The sequence below is a fragment of the Acinetobacter sp. GXMZU3951 genome (assembly GCF_054457875.1).
In genome coordinates this window covers 32,543-50,302 of record NZ_JBTLFO010000011.1, presented here as the reverse complement: position 1 = coordinate 50,302, position 17,760 = coordinate 32,543, and the positions used below count along the sequence as shown (strand labels likewise).

The following is a 17,760-nucleotide window of genomic DNA, read 5'->3' as shown; positions in this document are numbered from 1 at the left end:
TTATCTAATAATAATCGGTTTGCAGCATGCAACACTCCCAATATTTCGAATTAAATCAATACTTTTTTGGGTTGTGGTATACTGCTTACCGCTTACTCATCACCAGTTGTTTGGTGGTCATATTTATTCTGACTCAAGAACAGTTGGCCAATAATTATGAATTTCCGCAATTGTACTTTTATGTGCTCTGGGGCTACTTTTTTATTAACTGTGTGCAACTGTTTAACCTGAAACATTTTAAGCATCATATCCCGCAACAATTTGCCTTTATCTTTATTGTCGATGTCATTGCACTCAGCTTGCTGACTGTGGCGACCAATGGTCCCAGCTTCAGTATCAGTGTACTGTTCTTAACTACAATCTTTGCAGCCTCATTACTACTCAACACCCAAAAAGCACTGATCATTACCCTGATTGCCGTCATCGCAGTCATTTATCAGCAATTTTTTATCAGCTTTTGGACCCTGAACTCTCTTAAGAATCTTAGCAATAGTGTCATTCTGGCCGTACTGTTTTTTGTATTTTATGCCTGCGGCCAACTGGCTGTCCGTCGCTTTAAACTGCTGGATCATGTCAATTTCTCACAATCCCAAGAATTAAAACGCTTACAGAATATTAATCGCTATATTTTAGAACAGATTGATACCGGCTATCTGGTGCTAGATGAAAACTGTCATATTGTTTTAAGCAATCCCGCTGCCTGTGCGCTGTTAGGGATCGCACCTTTTTATGCCTTTGACAAATATCCTTTATACAAATTACAGCCAGACCTATTTGAACTCCTGAATTTCGATCAACTGCAAAATGGCGAAAAATTTCAGTTCGAATCCCAACTGAGTCGCTATCACTTGCATATTGAAGTTCAGAAGTTAATCGTCCCTCAACAAGTACTCACCCTGTTGGTACTTCAAGATGGACAACGAATTAACCAACAGGTTCAACAATTAAAGCTGGCCGCGCTAGGTCAATTGTCTGCCAGTATTGCGCATGAAATTCGCAATCCCTTAGCCGCAATTGTACAAGCCAATGAACTACTTCCGGGCAGTAGCGAGCCGCAACAGCAAGCCTTAAGTCAGATGATCAGCAAGCAGACCAAGCGGATTGATAAAATCATACAAGATACGCTCAGCATGGTGCGCAATAAAGGCACTCAACCGATTGAGCTGCTCTTAAATGATTTTATTCCGCGCTTTATTCGAGAAGATCTGGCTGATATTCAACACAAGATCGACTGTCATATCGCACCACAGTTAAAACTGAGTTTTGATGAAGCCCAGTTTCGTCAGGTGTTAATTAATTTAATTCGCAATGCCATCCGACATAATGCCCCTGAACGCAGTACAATAGAGTTGCATTGCTATGCGCAGGACAACAACATTCACATTGATGTGTGTGATTTTGGGGAAGGTGTTGCGGTTCATGATCAGGCCCACCTGTTTCAGCCTTTTTTTAGTACCGAAATTACTGGAACTGGTTTAGGATTATACCTGTCCCATAGCTTTTGTGAGGCCAATCAAGCCAACTTAAGCTATGTAGAAAAACAACAGGGAGCATGCTTTCGGATTGAATGCAGACAGCTCACTTCATGATTTCAATTTTTACTGGGGTGTTATGGTGGCGAAACAACCACTCGTTTTATTTGTAGATGACGAAGAAGATTTATGTACACTGATGCAAATGATGCTCAGCCGTATGGGGATAGAAACGCATGTGGCCTATCGTTTGTCACAAGCACGAAAAATGTTGATGGAACAACAATATGATGTCTGTTTTACCGACTTAAATCTCCCAGATGGCAGCGGTTTGGAGCTGGTTGAGGAAATTTCCCAGCATTATCCGCAATTACCAGTTGCGGTCTTAACAGCCTACGGCAATATGGATATCGCCATTGCCGCACTGAAAGCTGGGGCATTTGACTTCGTCAGCAAGCCGATCAAACAAACCCATCTGGAACAGCTGCTACAAAAAGCCCTCAACAAGCCCTTACATCAACAGACTGCACAGGAAGATGCCCTCGAACAACGCATGTTAATTGGGCAGTCTTTACCGATCCAGCAACTGCGTGTCACGTTAAAGAAGATTGCACGCTCTCAAGCACCGGTCTTTATTACGGGTGAGTCAGGGACGGGCAAAGAAGTGGTGGCCAATCTGGTACATCGTCTCAGTAATCGTAATGAAGGGCCATTTATTGCCATCAACTGTGGTGCCATTCCTTCAGACTTACTGGAAAGTGAGCTCTTCGGTCATAAGAAAGGCAGTTTCACGGGCGCCACACAAGACAAGCAAGGACTGATTCAGTCTGCGCATGGCGGCAGTTTATTTCTGGATGAAATTGCAGAACTCCCGCTGAATATGCAGGTGAAACTGCTACGTGCAGTCCAAGAAAAATCGATTCGCCCGATTGGCTCAGAGACTGAAATTGATGTCGATTTTCGTGTGATCAGTGCCAGCCACCAAGATTTAGAATCTTTAGTACAACAGGGTAAATTCCGACAAGACCTGTTCTTCCGTATTCATGTCATGGATCTGGTACTCCCCCCATTGAGAGAGCGGGGTCAAGATATTCTCTTGCTCGCCCATCACTTTATTCAAAAAGTCTGCCGTGAATGGGAAATTGACAGTAAAGCCCTGACGCCACGTGCCAAAGACTTTCTCTTGGCGCAGTATTATCCTGGCAATGTGCGTGAATTGCGGAACATCATTGAACGGGCAATTACTTTAAGTGATGAAGATTATATTGATGTGCAGCACCTGCAAAGCGCACCGCTACGTCGCAGTCTCAGCCCTCAGGTACCGAGCTTAGATCAAATGACCAATGCTTCAGAAGTGACCTTAGGGCCGAAGAAGTTGCCAGAAGAAGGCTTAGAGCTGTATCTAGAGAATATTGAAAAAGATATTTTACTCAATGCCCTGAATATGACGCACTGGAATCGCACCTTGGCTGCCAAAAAGCTTGGGATGTCTTTCCGCTCATTGCGTTATCGTCTGAAGAAGTTTGGACTCGATACCGATGAGTAATTAGCGACGATTTGCCAACATCTCTGCAACATGCTCTAGGTAGGTTTCTTCTTTCATATCATGTTGCAAGGGATAGGCTTGATCCGGTTGAATGCCAATACCTTCAATCATCTTGCCGGTAGGGGTGTAATAATGCGACACGGTCATTTGCAAGGCTGCACCATTGGATAATGGGAACAGTTTCTGTACCACGCCCTTGCCATAACTCTTTTCCCCCACCACCCAAGCACGACGATGCTCTTTCATGGCAGCAGTAAAGACTTCCGCAGCGGAAGCCGATCGGGCATTAATTAAAACCCCGACTTTTAAGTTCTGAAATTCAGAGCTCGGTAAAGCCTGAAATTGCTGATTACCTTCCGAACGACTCTTGGTCGTCACAATAATGCCCTGATTTAAAAATAAGTCTGCCGTTTCAACCGCTGCAGAGAGTAAACCACCAGGATTATTCCGTAAATCAATCAGTACCGCTTTTAAACGTGGGTTACTGTTTTCTTCAATCAAACGCTTAATTTCATTGGCGGTATCTTGCTGAAAGACACGAACTTTCAGCAGCAAAACCTGATTATGCAACATTTGTGCTTCAATATCGGTTTCTATCTTTTTGGTGCGCACCACACTGATAGGCGCGGAATTTTGGCTGAGTTGAATACTCAAGGTAGAACCGATCGAACCGAATAATAAGGCATTCACCTGCTCCCGATTAAGCTTTTTCAGTTCCTGATCTTCAATTTTCACTACCGACAAACCATTGCGTAGCCCCAATTTATAGGCATCTGCTTCTGGCTTTAGCCCTTGAATCGTCCATTGGCGCTGATTGTCATAACTTAAATTGAAATCGACCGAAGCCAAATCCCCATCGGTATATTGCACCAACTGCTTATAATCTTCTGGAGATAAATAACGTGAATAACGGTCTAGACCGCTGACTAAGCCTTGAATGGCTTGTTGGAAGAGTTGTTCATCATTTTTATTATCGACATAGTTATCTTTCACAATGCCGTAAATTTGCACAAATTGCTGAATCGATTCAACAGGCACTTCGGGATAACTTTGTTCAATTTCATCAAACTCTGGAGCAGCCTGAGTGTCCTCGACTGCCCCAGTGGCATGAGCACAACACATGAATAAAGCTGTTAATGGAATAACAAATTTCAAGTGTTGGGTCATTGATTCACCTGTTAACTGCCTGCTTAGGCTTGAAGGGTAATTAAATTACGGCCTTGCATTTCTGTTGGAATTGGAAGTTGCATCAAACTTAATAAGGTTGGTGCCACATCGGCCAACACACCACCTTCAGCAATGCTGGCTTGCGTTGGGCCGACATAAATAAACGGCACCAATTCCGTGGTATGTTGCGTATGTACCTGACCACTTGCATAGTCCTGCATTTGCTCCACATTACCATGATCGGCAGTAATCAGCATATGACCTTTTTGCGCCATAACCGCCGCATAGACTCGACCTAAACACGTATCCACCGCTTCGACCGCTTTCACTGCGGCATTAAATACCCCTGTATGACCAACCATATCACCATTGGCATAGTTCACCACCAACAGGTCATATTCACCAGAATTGATTGCAGCAACCAATTCATCTGTCACTTCATACGCGCTCATTTCTGGTTTTAAATCATAGGTCGCGACATTCGGTGATGGAATGAGAATACGCTTTTCACCTGGGTATTCATCTTCACGACCACCACTGAAGAAGAAAGTGACATGGGCATATTTCTCCGTTTCAGCAATACGCAACTGGGTTTTACCCAAGTTTGACAAATATTCACCGAGTGAATTGTGCAAAGCTTCAGGCATATAAGCCACAGGCGCATCGATGGTGGCTTGATAGCGGGTCAACATTACAAACATCGCAAGATTCGGCACCACTTTACGCTCAAAGCCTGCGAAGTCTTTTTCCACAAAAGCTTTGGTAATTTCACGCGCACGATCCGCACGGAAATTCATAAAGACAATACTATCGCCATCTTCAACTTTAGCAACATCACCAATACGAGTGGCTTTGACAAATTCATCAGATTCTTCTGCTGCATAGGCCATTTCTAGGCCTTCTACTGCCGTTGCTGCAACACGTACAGCTTCGCCTTCAGTTAATAGGCGATAGGCTTGTTCTACACGATCCCAACGATTGTCACGGTCCATGGCAAAATAACGACCAATCATGGTTGCGATACGCCCTTGGTTCGGATATTGCGCAAATAAGGCATCTAATTTTTCTAATGAAGGCTGTGCGCTTTTTGGAGGCGTATCACGACCATCCAAGAAGGCATGCAGGTAGACTTTCGCACCGCGTTTCAAGGCCAATTCAGCCATGGCCACAATATGGTCTTCATGCGAGTGCACCCCACCCTCAGACAGCAAGCCCATAATGTGCACAGCACCTTGTGCGGCTTTGGCTTTTTCAACCGCATCAATCAAAACTTGATGCTCGAAAAAAGCACCTGTACGAATATCTTTGGTAATACGGGTAAAGTCTTGATACAGCACACGTCCTGCGCCGAGGTTCATATGTCCAACTTCTGAGTTGCCCATTTGACCATCTGGTAGACCCACATCTTCACCAGAACCCGAAATCAATCCATGCGGATGCTTTTGTTGCATAGCCGTCAAGTTTGGTGTTTGTGCAGCCAGGAAGGCATTATCTTGCACCGCTTCACGGTGCCCAATACCATCCATAATTACCAATACGTGCGGAACTTTGCCAGCAGTTGCATCCGTCATGATTTACACTCTTTGTCTATAAATTGGTCGCACTATCTTACCGAATTTTCGCTCAAGACTCCATGTATGCAACAGGGTTAAACCCGCTTGTGCAGATCGTTTTCTTCAATCTGCACGAAATTTTAGCGTGCGCGGCGCAATAAATAACCACCAACGATAAACATCAACACAATTGGCACAAACACAAACCATGCAGGTGATGGAGAATAGACCAAGCTGGCATAACCTAGAAAATCCTGCAAATAGAAGAAAGTCAGACCAATAAATAAGGCAATCACCAAACGGAAACCCATAGACTGCTGTCGTAACGGGCCAAAAATAAAAGAACAAGCAATTAAAACCAGCGCAATCAGGGCGAAGGGTGACCCGACTTTTTGCCAGAATGCCAGCTGATAGGTTTTAGGCACTTGGCTATATTCATTCATATAACGCATAAAGCTGACCAACTGACTTGGAGATAAATCCTCAGGGTCAATGGTGACCATATGCACATATTTCGGTTGTAAGGCTAAAGCCAAGGGTTGCTGTGCTGCCTCACGTTGGATGGAATTGCCCGCATTCTGAATTTCGACTTGTTGGGTATCTTTTAAATTCCATTGCCCATCTTGCACAAACTGCCCTTGCTCGGCATTGAGCACGCTATTCAAACGATACTCTTGGTCAAAATCGATCACTTGAATATCACGGAGTTGACCCTGCGAGTTGGCATAATCAATATAGATAAAGCGCTGCCCCTCACGCGTCCAATAACCTTTGACTTCACCTAAAGCCGCCACACTGCGTTGGCTTTTCACGCTTTTGGCTTGTTCATTGGTATAGGGAATGACCCATTCGCTCAACACGAAGGAAAGGACCACCAAAATTAAAGCGGAACGAATTACCCAGCCCACAATACGCCATAGGCTGATGCCGATAGAGCGCATCACAATCAGCTCACTGTTGGAGGCCATGGTGCCCAAGCCCAATACCGCACCTATTAGGGCAGCGATGGGTAAAATTTCATATAAATAGCGTGGGGCTCCCCACAAGACATAAATCAGTGCTTGCCAAGCGGTATAGGTGTCATTCAGATCACTCAACTCACCTAAATAGGTAAATAACACCTGTAAGACAGACAAGACCGCCGTTGCCCCCAACATGGCATAGGCGGTGGTCTTAGTCACATGTTTCGCGACAATACGACGTGCAAACATTTTTAAGACCTCACTCGCTGAATCTGTTTCTTAATTTTCGGGGCTAGTTTCTGCTTACGCGAGAAAATCGCTGCAGCAATGGCATAGACAAACAGCACCATTGGATAAGCCCAAATTCCAATTTCCTGTTTACTGACGCGGGTTTTAATCGCCATCATCGCCACAATCAAGCTGGCAAAAATCAACAATGCCGGAAATAGTTTTAAATAACGCCCCTGTCGCGGACTGACTTCAGATAAAGCCACCGCCAAGCCTAATGCCACAATCATGACCAAAGGCACAAAAATACGCCAGCCCAACTCGCTGGCCACCACTGGATCATTGCGGTTCTGCCATAACTTGCCTGTTGTGAGTGCTTCAACTTCAGCACTTTCGAATTTGGCTTCAGCATCATTCTCTAAACGTAAACGATAACTTTGAAACTCAGCTTGAGTATATTTGGGATGTCCTGGGTAGATTTCATAACGACGACCTTGCACCAAATCAACCACATTGGCCGTGTCATTCGCCACTTCAACCCGGGTGGCCTCTTTGGCCAAAATCATCACATCGGGTTTACCTTCTTTTTCCGCCCGCTGATAGAAGAAAATATCCTTCAGATTACGACGGTCCTCAGATAAATCCCCAGCATAAATGGTATAGGGACCCGATGAAATAAACTCTTTGGGTCGCACCAGATCAAAACCGGTACGCACCGCTTGACTGGTAGTGAGCTGTTCGAACTGACGCAAACCCCATGGCGACATCCACAGCATTAAGCTGGCTTGAACCAGCATAAAAATCAGGGTCATCGGAATAAGTAACCGCGCCAGCTGATGACGACTGATGCCACTCCCGTTCATTACCGCCATTTCATGGTCGACATATAAGCGACCAAAAACCAGCATTAAGCCAATAAAGAAACCCAAAGGAAGAATCAGGGTTAAAAACTCCGGCATACGATAGCCAATGATGCTAAATAAAATACTGGCATCTAGACGCCCTTGGGCAGCGACACCGAAATATTTGATTAATCGGCCACCCATCATAATTAAGGTCAATAAGGCAATAACAACCAATGAGGTAGAGACCACTTGCTTGACTAAATAACGCCGAATAATCAAATTGATTCTTCCAATTTCAAAAAGAGTAAAAACTATCGTTAGTTTACCCGAATGTTAAAAATATAAAACCTATTCCCCTGCTTCTGCATTGAAACTCTATCGATAAAAATGTTTCAATGGCTGAATGACTTAAAACTCTCAAAGGCGTGAAGACCCCCTATGAAACTCAGCTTGAATACCGCTCTACCAGCTCCCGCTTCCGATCAGGCTTTATTCATTTTAGCCCCGCTTTCTCAACTCGCTCAAATCGCAGCCACATATCAAATCAATGACTTAGAACAGATTGCTCAAGCGACACAATTTAAAGCCGGTTTCAATGAAAGCTTGCCATTATTGGCCAAGATTCCAGGCTATGCACATACGGTGCTGATTGGACTGGATAAAGCTGAAGAATTACAGCCTGCTAAATTAGCAAAAATTGCACAAACCATTATCAAATCTTCACAAAAAAAATATCAGCAGATTCAAGTTGATTTGAATGCTTTGCCTGAAGCCTTGCACTACGTATTTGCCTTGAGCCTGACTCAGGCAGCCTATGGTTATGATGAATTCAAATCAAAAAAGAATGAATTTTTGCTGAATGAAGTTGGGCTGATTGCCGCTCAAAGTCCGTTAAACAGCCAACAATTAAGCCTGATTCAAGCCATTCAATCGGGGCAAAATTATGCCCGTGACTTGGGCAATCGCCCGGGCAATATCTGCTTCCCTGAATATCTGGCTGAGCAAGCACTGGCTTTGGCGCAGCAATATCCTGAACAGCTCAAAGTCACGGTCATCAATGAACAAGAGATGGCGGACATGGGCATGTTTGCTTTCCTAGCGGTGAGTCGTGGCTCAGAGCGTCCAGGACGAATCATTACCCTTGAGTACACTGGTCAGCCTGAACAAGCGCCGATTGTCTTGGTCGGTAAAGGGGTAACCTTTGATACAGGGGGTATTTCACTCAAGCCAGGCCTAGGCATGGATGAAATGAAATTCGACATGTGTGGTGCAGCGTCTGTACTGGGCACCTTACGTGCCTTATGTGAAGCAAAATTGCCCATTCATGTGGTGGGTGCAATTGCCGCTGCTGAAAATATGCCGTCGGGTCACGCAACCCGTCCAGGGGATATTGTCACCAGTATGAGTGGACAAACCGTTGAAATTTTAAACACCGATGCAGAAGGTCGCTTGGTGCTATGCGACACCTTGACTTATATCAAGCGTTTCAACCCTGAATTGGTGATTGATATTGCAACCTTAACTGGGGCCTGTGTGGTGGCATTAGGTTCCGTGTTAACTGGTATGTTTACCCCTGATGATGAACTGGCTGCTGAATTGAATGCTGCAGGTCAGACGGCATTTGACCGCGTATGGCGTATGCCAGTGATTGATGACTATCAAGAACAACTGGATTCACCTTTTGCGGATATTGCCAATATTGGTGGACCCAAAGCAGGTTCGGTCACGGCAGCGTGTTTCTTGCAACGCTTTACCCGTGAATATCGCTGGGCACATTTAGATATTGCAGGTACCGCATGGCTTTCAGGCAATAGCAAAGGTGCAACTGGACGTCCAGTTCCACTTTTAATGCAATTCTTAGCGAATCGTGTGAGCACGAATGGCTAAAGTTAGCTTTTATCTGTTTGAAAAAAGTCCAGAACGGCAAGTCGATAGCACTTGCCGTCTGTGCCGTAAAATCCTGCGTCAACCCAAACGAGTTTGGCTATACTGCCCGGATGCGGCTCTACAGCAACAACTGGATGAACGCTTATGGACGTTTGACGCCAGCAGCTTTATCGGACATGGGATTGATCAAGCACAGGCGCGGGTCTGCATCTCGGCACAGTTACCGAAAGAAAAAGATTGGATTGTCTTTAATTTTAACAATCAGGCACTTGATCAATTCAATGATTTTAGCCAAATTATAGAAATTATTGAGAATAATGATGCTGCCAAACAGCTCGGTCGTGAAAAATTTAAACAATATCGACGCTTCGGCATTGAACCTCAAACTTTCAAGCTTTAATTGTTTAACCTTTAGGGAGATGCATGGTGGCATTAAATGTCGGTCCAGATTTTAAACAGCGCTGGTTAGATGCGCCTGAAGCTGTACGTCAGACATTTATGGATGACCTCAATCATATTTGTGATTTATTACAGCCCGAAACCGAAATACAACTTTGGTTGGCTGCGGACCAAAAGGCTCAACTGCATGCGCAACAACGCATTGAACAGGCCTATGCCGATCTAAAAGCCCGCTTGATTGAAGAGGCACGCATCCGTCGTCAACTGGCTTTAGAAAAATCTCTGGCAGACAAGCGCGCAAGTGCTGCTCAGTATGCCGAACAATTGTTTGCCGATGAGCGCAGACAGTTTGCCGAACAAACCCAAACTTTAGCTCATTTACGCCAACAGATTGAAACAGAAACGCTTCACTATACGGCGCGCTACCATCAAAATGACAGCAGTCAAACCTTGGACTTTGCACCAGGTTTAGGCCATTTCGATCAACAGATTCACTCTGAACTCGAAAGCGTGCGTTTGCGTTTGGAGCTCGAAGCTGAAGCCCAAATTGAACAAGCCGTCCATCAATTCCGCAATAAGCTGCGCGCAGCCGCACAAGAAGAAATTGACTACATATTAAAAAATTCTAATTTTTCTGATGTAAAACCAATAGTTTAATTTTTTAACCTGATTGAAACAATGTCATGAAACTGACACATAAATGTCACATGATAGTCATCACTTTAAAACAATTACTTTTAAAGTCATGACTCCAGAGATTGACATTGCAATAGATTAGGAAGAAAAAATGGACCTGTTGAACCACGTTTCACGCCGCATCGCCTCCCTCGATTCAGGCGAACAATGGATAGTTTCAGCACAACAATTACTGATTAGTCGTGCTGATTTTCAATCACTTTCGGTATTTTTATCGCGTGAATCTGAAAAAGGCCATTTCAGCCTGGCTCCACACAGCATCCCCTTCACTTGGCACAATGAGCCTGAAGTCACGGTGATTAAGCATTAATCTTTCCGTCGAAACTGTAAAACCTAGGAGTGGTCGCTAGCGATCACTCCAGCCACTCTAATGCAGCAAAAAAGATATTGCCCGCACCATAGCCAATACTGAGCAAGACACCAATCCAAATCAGACTGCCAATCACGTTATAGTACATAAAACTCGAAGCTTTCATGTGTCCGGCTCCCGCAGCAAAAGGCGCAAAGGAACGTACAAAAGGAATAAAACGGGCCAAGACGATAGTTTTGCCACCATGCTTCATAAAATAATGATTGGTTTTGCTTAAATATTCAGGTTTTATCCAACGTGAATGACGATGCAAATACTTAAACCCTAATTTCTGTCCAGTATAATAATTCACGGCATAACCCAAAATTGCCGCAATGATCAGCAATATGCCCATGCTGTGCAGCTGAATGATGGCAGATGATGAACATAATGCCCCGACCGCGATCAGTAGACTGTCACCCGGCAAAAAAAACATAAATACAAAGCCTGTTTCTGCAAAAATAATCAGAAACAAAATGGCATAGATCCATGTTCCATACTGTGCCAACAGCATCGGTAACATTTGTTCGAGATTTAGAAAAAAATCAAGCATTACATCAATCTACTGCTATAAACTCAGGTCATTGCTGCTTCATTTTGCCTGTCATAAAAATGAAAACAGCCTAGTATTCTAGGCTGTTTTAGGCGGTAAGAAGCAAGTTTTATTTTAAAAAACCATTTTCCGCCAAGAAATCCATGCTGATTTTTGACTGCTCGGTGGTCTCTGCGGCTTTATCCCCCAGCAATAAACGCTCGATATAACGTGCCAATACATCGACTTCAAGATTGACTTTGGAACCGACTTTCCACGTACCAATATTGGTTCTTTCAGCCGTATGCGGAATCAAATTCAAACTCAGGACATTGCCGCGTAAATGGTTAATGGTCAGACTAATGCCATCGACAGTCACCGAGCCCTTCTCTGCCAAATATTTAGCAATTTCAGCAGGCGCAGTCACTTCAAAATATAATGAACGGGCATCTTGGCGTACCAGCGTGATTTCACCCACAGCATCGACATGGCCACTCACAATATGTCCACCAAAACGCGTGGTCGGCAACATGGCTTTTTCTACATTGACGGGCTGCCCAACTTTCCAGTGGACTAAAGTGGTTCGGTTTAAACTTTCCCGCGAAACATCGGCCGCGTACCAGTTCTCACCCCATTCAATCACGGTCAGACAGATGCCATTGGTCGCAATCGAGTCGCCCAAATGCACATCCGACATGTCCAAATCAGTTTGAATACGTAAACGCACATCACCACCGACGCTTTGTAAGCTTTCTACTCGACCAAGGCTTTCAATAATTCCTGTAAACATAATCTTTCTCTTTCCTGAATTTGGACTTACCACAAGGCCAATTGGGTACTCACCCCAGAAGTATCCACCCCGCCGAGTTCGGCAAAATGATACAGTTGACCCAGCAACTGACGTAATGGCGGACCCGGTTTGGCATGCGTATCGGTAATCACAATGAACTCCAACACCCGTGCGCGCTCAGACTGACGCTGCTTACTAACGCGATAACGCGGTACATCTTGGGTTAATAACGTCACTCGACCACGTTCCAAATTGGCTTTGAGCAAATCGGCCGCTTCAATATTACCATCGGTCGAATAACTGGTCAGAATATAGCGTGCATTAATGGTTGAGAGTAACTTCTCATAAGCTTCTTGAGCATATTTAGAAGAGTTATACGGACTCGGACGTTCTTTACGCCAAGCACGATCAATCCCGCTCTTGAAGCCTTTGGTGTCGGGGCTGGGTAAATCCACCTGATCCCATAAGGTCAATGCATTCAACACATGGTAATTACTGCTATAGGCATGCTGGTTATACGGTGGATCCAAATACGCCACATCCACTTCAAACCCACTCATTTGATTGGCCAAGTGCTGTGCATCCACACACCACATTTCAGCAGCAGGACGTTTCGGATCACCCACTTCACAAAAACGGCTTGGAGTGAGCCAAAGCAAAGATTCAATGCGTTCTAAAGCGGTTTGGGTTTTACCCCCCCAACCATGATGGAAACTTTTAAAGACGCCACTGGTATTACTCACGAAACTTGCGGAATACAGCAGCGGTGCCAACAAGGCACTCATCTCGACATCATCAATCGCGCCTTGGGCTTGCCAAGTGGCAATTTGTTGGCGAATCGCATCAATACGCATCCCATTACGGCGTTTGAAGAACAAACGGTCACGGGCAGGGTCGTAGATTTCATCATTGCGTGGACATAAATTATGCGTGACCCAACCCTTTACTTCAGGCAGACGATTCAAGTAGTCAATCGCTTTTTGATAGCCGCCCAACTCTTTAAATGCAGGCGCATCCACACAGGCCAGAATGGCATGATTCAAGGCATGGCTGTAGGGTTCCCAGTCATTGGCAATCACACGATAACCATTTTGACGTGCTAAGCGTGACACCACACCACTGCCTGCAAAAAAGTCAGCAAAAATCGGCGCACGTCCCTTGGCATTCAAGGTACCTGTCTGTTCAAGTGCTTCTAAAATCAGATGCAATAAACGACGCTTATTCCCTAAATAAGGTACAAGCTGATGGAATAAATATTCGTCTGTGGTCCGTGCCGCGTGACGTCGTTTATGATAAACCGTAGACTCTTGATTCATATAGACTCTTGAATGGGAGTTAGCCTTAAGCGCACATCATTTCCGACTTGGGAAACTTCTTTTAGCTCAAAGCGAAGTTGCTCTGCCAAATGCGTATATTCTGCATTAAACATAGCCCGCGCTGATTGACCCAATAAGGTAGGTGCAACATAGCTGATGAGTTCATCAACCAATCCTTGCTTTAAAAAAGCACTGGACAGCGTTGCACCTGCTTCAACCAACACATCATAAATTTGAAAATCTTTTAACGCACGTAATAAACGCTCTAAAGACTGAATTTCTAACTGGATCACCCCCAGTTGTGCCAATTCAGCTCTAAAAGGTCCCATCACCATGACCGTGTCAGGCTGTTGTAAGATCTTGGCTGTTAACGGCAAACGCCCCTGACGGTCTAAAATGACCCGTTTGGGCTGCACAATCTCTGCAATATCTTCGACATTGGCCAGTTGACGCACATTCAATAAACAATCATCTGCCAAAACCGTCTCAATACCGGTTATCACGGCGCCTGAAATCGCACGCCAATGCTGCACGTCCAAACGCGCCTCAGGTCCGGTAATCCATTTCGATTCCCCAGATGCCATGGCTGTACGACCGTCCAAGCTTGAGGCGACTTTTAAACGTACATAAGGCAGTCCAGTGGCCATCGCTTTTAAAAAACCACGATTCAGCTCTGCAGCTTCGGCTTCACAGACACCTGTCGAGACGGCAATACCGGCCGCTTGTAAAATTTGTAAGCCTTTGCCTGCAACCAACGGATTGGGATCAGGACAAGCAACCACCACTTTGGCAATGCCAGCTTCCACCAAACCTTTAGCACAAGGCGGAGTACGCCCATAATGCGCACAAGGTTCTAGGGTCACATAAGCCGTTGCACCTTGCGTCAATGCTCCAGCTTGACGCATGGCAAAGACTTCAGCATGCGGCTGTCCTGCACGTGGATGAAATCCCTCTCCCACCCATTGACCATTTTGAACAATGACACAGCCTACATTCGGATTGGGTTTAGTCGAATACTGTCCGCGTTGTGCAAGTTGAATCGCCCGTTGCATCCAGACTTGATCTTGGTTTAATTCAGACATGTGTCCACTCATTCATGTTCACGTTGTTGCATTTGTTCAATTTGGCGACGAAACGCTTCGACATCCTGAAAATCTTGATACACCGAAGCAAAACGCACATAAGCAACATGATCTAGCGCAAATAACGCCTGCATCACAATTTCACCAATGGTGCGAGATTTAACATCACGCTCACCTAAACGGCGAATATGCAGTTGGATATCACTTAAAACAGCCTCGATTTGCTCTTGTGTTACAGGGCGTTTCTGCAAGGCGTGCATTAAGGAACGGCGCAATTTCGCTTCATCAAATGGTTCATTTTTACCATCCGATTTAATCACGCGTGGCATCACCACTTCATAACTTTCAAATGTAGTGAAGCGTTCACCGCAACTAATACATTCACGGCGACGTCGGATTTGGCAGCCTTCTGCAGCCAAACGCGAGTCAATCACTTTACTGTCTGCAGCGTTGCAAAAAGGACAATGCATGGCGGTTGAATTAAACAAAATATTTTCGAATTTAGAGTGTAGCAAAAATTCTGGTTTTTGTAGAGCATTACGCTAGATATGGAAAAAAAACAGCCCTTTCGGGCTGTTTTACACAATATATTGATTATTGCAGGATTGAATTACTCAATACGTTCGCCATGCTGACTTAAATCGAGACCCATGCGTTCATCGTCCGCTTCAACACGAATACCAATCACGACATCAATCACTTTTAAGATTACGAAGGTGAGTACTGCCGAGTATGCAATCGTTGCAAGTACACCTTCAACTTGCACCCATAATTGACTCATGACATTGGCTGGAGCTTTGTCGCCCATAATGAATTCGCTGGCAAAGAAAGCCGTTAAAATTGCGCCAACAATACCGCCAACACCATGTAAGCCAAAGGCATCCAAGGAATCATCCGCTTTAAGAGCACGTTTCAGACCTGTAATCCCCCAGAAGCAGACTACACCACCGATCAGACCCATGGCCAAAGCACCACCGACAGTCACAAAACCTGCTGCAGGGGTAATTACCACCAAACCTGCAATCGCACCAGACGCACCGCCTAAGACAGAAGCTTTACCACGAACCACTTTTTCTGTGACCAACCAAGCAATCGCTGCTGCCGCCGCTGCAACTTGAGTTGTCACCAAGGCATAGCTGGCAGAACCATTTGCACCGAGGGCAGACCCGCCATTGAAACCGAACCAACCGACCCATAACAGGCTTGCACCCAATACGGTTAAGGTTAGGTTATGGGGTGCCATTGATTCACGGCCCAAGCCCATACGTTTACCTAGCATATATGCCGCAACAAGACCTGCTACACCTGAGTTAATATGAACAACTGTACCACCTGCGAAATCGAGCGCACCATCGTTGAATAACCAACCACCACCCCAAACCCAATGGGTAATAGGCGCGTAAACCACAATCACCCAAATCGCAATGAATGCAACAAAAGCTCCAAACTTCATACGCTCAGCAACAGAACCACTGATAATCGCAACCGTGATAATGGCAAAGGTCATTTGGAAAATAACAAATAGAATTTCTGGAATTGTGCCACTCAGAGCGCTAGTGGTGATGCCTGACAGCATGACTTTATCAAAACCGCCAATGAAGGCATTGCCTTCTGAGAAGGCCAAGGTATAACCGACAATCACCCATGCAAGACTGACCACTGCCGCAGCCACGAAACTGTGTGCCATCGTGCTAAGTACGTTTTTCTTACGGACCATACCGCCATAGAACAATGCCAAACCTGGGATTGTCATTAAAAGAACCAATGCTGTAGACACTAAAATCCACGCTGTGTCGCCAGTATCTAAGGTTGGTTCTTCAGCTGCTGGTGCAGCAACTGCTTCAGTTGGAGCCGGTGCAGCGACCGCTTGTGCATCAGGTAGTGCGGCTGCAGTATCCACTGTCGTTGTTGTGATTTCTTCTGATGGAGCAGATGCTGTTACTTCTTCAGCCCAAGCAACAGAACCTCCTAAAAGCGCGCCTGATAGACTCAGCGCAAGTAGCATTTTTTTCATTCGTGTCCCCCAACCTAATTTTGCGAGTTATTCGATACTCTGCAAACTTTGTGCCAAATTAAACAGCATCTGGACCTGTTTCACCTGTACGAATACGGATAACTTGCTCTAAGTTAGTCACAAAGATTTTTCCGTCACCAATTTTTCCTGTGCTCGCCACACGAGTGACAGATTCAATCACTGCATCAACCATTTCATCGCTGATTGCGATTTCAATTTTAACTTTTGGTAGAAAATCAACAACATACTCTGCACCACGATACAGTTCAGTGTGACCTTTTTGACGACCAAAACCTTTGACTTCGGTTACAGTGATCCCTTGAACACCAATTTCAGAAAGTGCTTCACGCACATCATCCAGTTTAAAGGGTTTTACAATTGCAGTTACAAGCTTCATGTTTGTTTTTCCTTCGGCTTTTTTCACCAGTAAGGTTTTATGTTCAATTTTCGTGCCAAGATTTCTAAGGTTGAGGGAAATAAAAAACCTTATACACGTCTCTATTTATACCCTATTTTTGGCTTTTAATCGAAGCTTAGTGCCTTAATATTCGAGATTTTTCGCCGAAAAATAGAGATTTTTGTGGATAAATTTTAGGATTATCAATAAAGCACTATAGTCTCTGCCTGAGCAGTGATAAACTGCACCCGCTCTTCTCCATCACTATGGATAAAACAATGATTGAAACTTTATTACAGGCCATTCTAGAACAAGTACAACAACCGAAAAGTGACCTAGAACATAACTTAAGAGCCTTACTGAATGAGGCTGTGACGAAAATGGATTTAGTCTCACATGATGAAATCGAACGTCAAAAAACAGCGCTAGCGAATGCGAACCTTCGTCTTACGGAGTTACTGAAACAAGTTGAAGTACTCGAAGCAAAAATTCAGAACAAAAAATAAGCACATTAATAGTGCAATA

General features: G+C 44.7%; 18 protein-coding genes. 7 read left to right on the top strand and 11 right to left on the bottom strand.

Annotated elements, in window-relative coordinates; all coding sequences use genetic code 11:
- The first annotated feature begins 26 nt into the window (after positions 1-26).
- On the top strand, positions 27-1,589 hold the full coding sequence (locus ACX17N_RS14895) for a sensor histidine kinase (RefSeq protein WP_458893350.1): 1,563 nt from the start codon (positions 27-29) through the stop codon (positions 1,587-1,589).
- A gap of 22 nt (positions 1,590-1,611) precedes the next feature.
- Entirely contained in the window at positions 1,612-3,018 is a 1,407-nt protein-coding gene (locus ACX17N_RS14890; protein WP_458893349.1) for a sigma-54-dependent transcriptional regulator, read from the top strand.
- Here the strand turns inward: ACX17N_RS14890 and ACX17N_RS14885 are convergent, their stop codons facing one another.
- The 4 genes from ACX17N_RS14885 to lptF form a co-directional block, all read right to left on the bottom strand.
- Entirely contained in the window at positions 3,019-4,185 is a 1,167-nt protein-coding gene (locus ACX17N_RS14885) for a S41 family peptidase (RefSeq protein WP_458893348.1), read from the bottom strand. It abuts the gene before it with no gap.
- A 23-nt stretch (positions 4,186-4,208) separates the two neighbouring features.
- A complete protein-coding gene (gene gpmI / locus ACX17N_RS14880; protein WP_458893347.1) occupies positions 4,209-5,756 on the bottom strand; it encodes a 2,3-bisphosphoglycerate-independent phosphoglycerate mutase in 1,548 nt (515 codons plus the stop codon).
- A gap of 122 nt (positions 5,757-5,878) precedes the next feature.
- Positions 5,879-6,949 carry an LPS export ABC transporter permease LptG gene (gene lptG, locus ACX17N_RS14875; RefSeq protein WP_458893346.1) on the bottom strand — a complete coding sequence of 357 codons (1,071 nt, stop codon included), beginning with the start codon at positions 6,947-6,949 and terminating at the stop codon, positions 5,879-5,881.
- A 2-nt stretch (positions 6,950-6,951) separates the two neighbouring features.
- A complete protein-coding gene (gene lptF / locus ACX17N_RS14870) occupies positions 6,952-8,052 on the bottom strand; it encodes an LPS export ABC transporter permease LptF (RefSeq protein WP_458893345.1) in 1,101 nt (366 codons plus the stop codon).
- A gap of 159 nt (positions 8,053-8,211) precedes the next feature.
- Between lptF and ACX17N_RS14865 the strand changes: the two genes are divergently transcribed.
- The 4 genes from ACX17N_RS14865 to ACX17N_RS14850 all read left to right on the top strand — a co-directional run bounded on the left by ACX17N_RS14865 (position 8,212) and on the right by ACX17N_RS14850 (position 11,065).
- Positions 8,212-9,660: a leucyl aminopeptidase gene (locus ACX17N_RS14865; protein WP_458893344.1), complete on the top strand. Its 1,449-nt coding sequence runs from the start codon at positions 8,212-8,214 to the stop codon at positions 9,658-9,660.
- Positions 9,653-10,060: a DNA polymerase III subunit chi gene (locus ACX17N_RS14860; protein ID WP_458893343.1), complete on the top strand. Its 408-nt coding sequence runs from the start codon at positions 9,653-9,655 to the stop codon at positions 10,058-10,060. Before ACX17N_RS14865 ends, ACX17N_RS14860 begins: the two co-directional genes overlap by 8 nt.
- Positions 10,061-10,083: 23 nt before the next feature.
- Positions 10,084-10,716, top strand: coding sequence for a cell division protein BlhA (gene blhA, locus ACX17N_RS14855; protein WP_458893342.1), 633 nt, complete (start codon positions 10,084-10,086; stop codon positions 10,714-10,716).
- 130 nt (positions 10,717-10,846) lie between these two features.
- Positions 10,847-11,065: a hypothetical protein gene (locus ACX17N_RS14850; protein WP_458893341.1), complete on the top strand. Its 219-nt coding sequence runs from the start codon at positions 10,847-10,849 to the stop codon at positions 11,063-11,065.
- A 43-nt stretch (positions 11,066-11,108) separates the two neighbouring features.
- Here the strand turns inward: ACX17N_RS14850 and ACX17N_RS14845 are convergent, their stop codons facing one another.
- The 7 genes from ACX17N_RS14845 to glnK form a co-directional block, all read right to left on the bottom strand.
- Positions 11,109-11,657 carry a VTT domain-containing protein gene (locus ACX17N_RS14845; RefSeq protein ID WP_458893340.1) on the bottom strand — a complete coding sequence of 183 codons (549 nt, stop codon included), beginning with the start codon at positions 11,655-11,657 and terminating at the stop codon, positions 11,109-11,111.
- Between the two features lie 109 nt (positions 11,658-11,766).
- Positions 11,767-12,426, bottom strand: coding sequence for a riboflavin synthase (locus ACX17N_RS14840; protein WP_458893339.1), 660 nt, complete (start codon positions 12,424-12,426; stop codon positions 11,767-11,769).
- A gap of 26 nt (positions 12,427-12,452) precedes the next feature.
- Positions 12,453-13,742: a DNA adenine methylase gene (locus ACX17N_RS14835; RefSeq protein WP_458893338.1), complete on the bottom strand. Its 1,290-nt coding sequence runs from the start codon at positions 13,740-13,742 to the stop codon at positions 12,453-12,455.
- On the bottom strand, positions 13,739-14,824 hold the full coding sequence (gene ribD, locus ACX17N_RS14830) for a bifunctional diaminohydroxyphosphoribosylaminopyrimidine deaminase/5-amino-6-(5-phosphoribosylamino)uracil reductase RibD (RefSeq protein WP_458893337.1): 1,086 nt from the start codon (positions 14,822-14,824) through the stop codon (positions 13,739-13,741). The genes ACX17N_RS14835 and ribD overlap by 4 nt, the downstream gene beginning before the upstream one ends.
- 8 nt (positions 14,825-14,832) lie before the next feature.
- Positions 14,833-15,294, bottom strand: coding sequence for a transcriptional regulator NrdR (nrdR, locus tag ACX17N_RS14825; protein ID WP_116762406.1), 462 nt, complete (start codon positions 15,292-15,294; stop codon positions 14,833-14,835).
- 140 nt (positions 15,295-15,434) lie between these two features.
- On the bottom strand, positions 15,435-16,838 hold the full coding sequence (locus tag ACX17N_RS14820; protein ID WP_458893336.1) for an ammonium transporter: 1,404 nt from the start codon (positions 16,836-16,838) through the stop codon (positions 15,435-15,437).
- A gap of 58 nt (positions 16,839-16,896) precedes the next feature.
- Positions 16,897-17,235: a P-II family nitrogen regulator gene (gene glnK / locus ACX17N_RS14815; protein ID WP_016168502.1), complete on the bottom strand. Its 339-nt coding sequence runs from the start codon at positions 17,233-17,235 to the stop codon at positions 16,897-16,899.
- 278 nt (positions 17,236-17,513) lie between these two features.
- On the opposite strand from glnK, the gene ACX17N_RS14810 reads away from it, so the two are divergent.
- Positions 17,514-17,741 carry an accessory factor UbiK family protein gene (locus ACX17N_RS14810; protein ID WP_458893335.1) on the top strand — a complete coding sequence of 76 codons (228 nt, stop codon included), beginning with the start codon at positions 17,514-17,516 and terminating at the stop codon, positions 17,739-17,741.
- Positions 17,742-17,760: the final 19 nt, after the last annotated feature.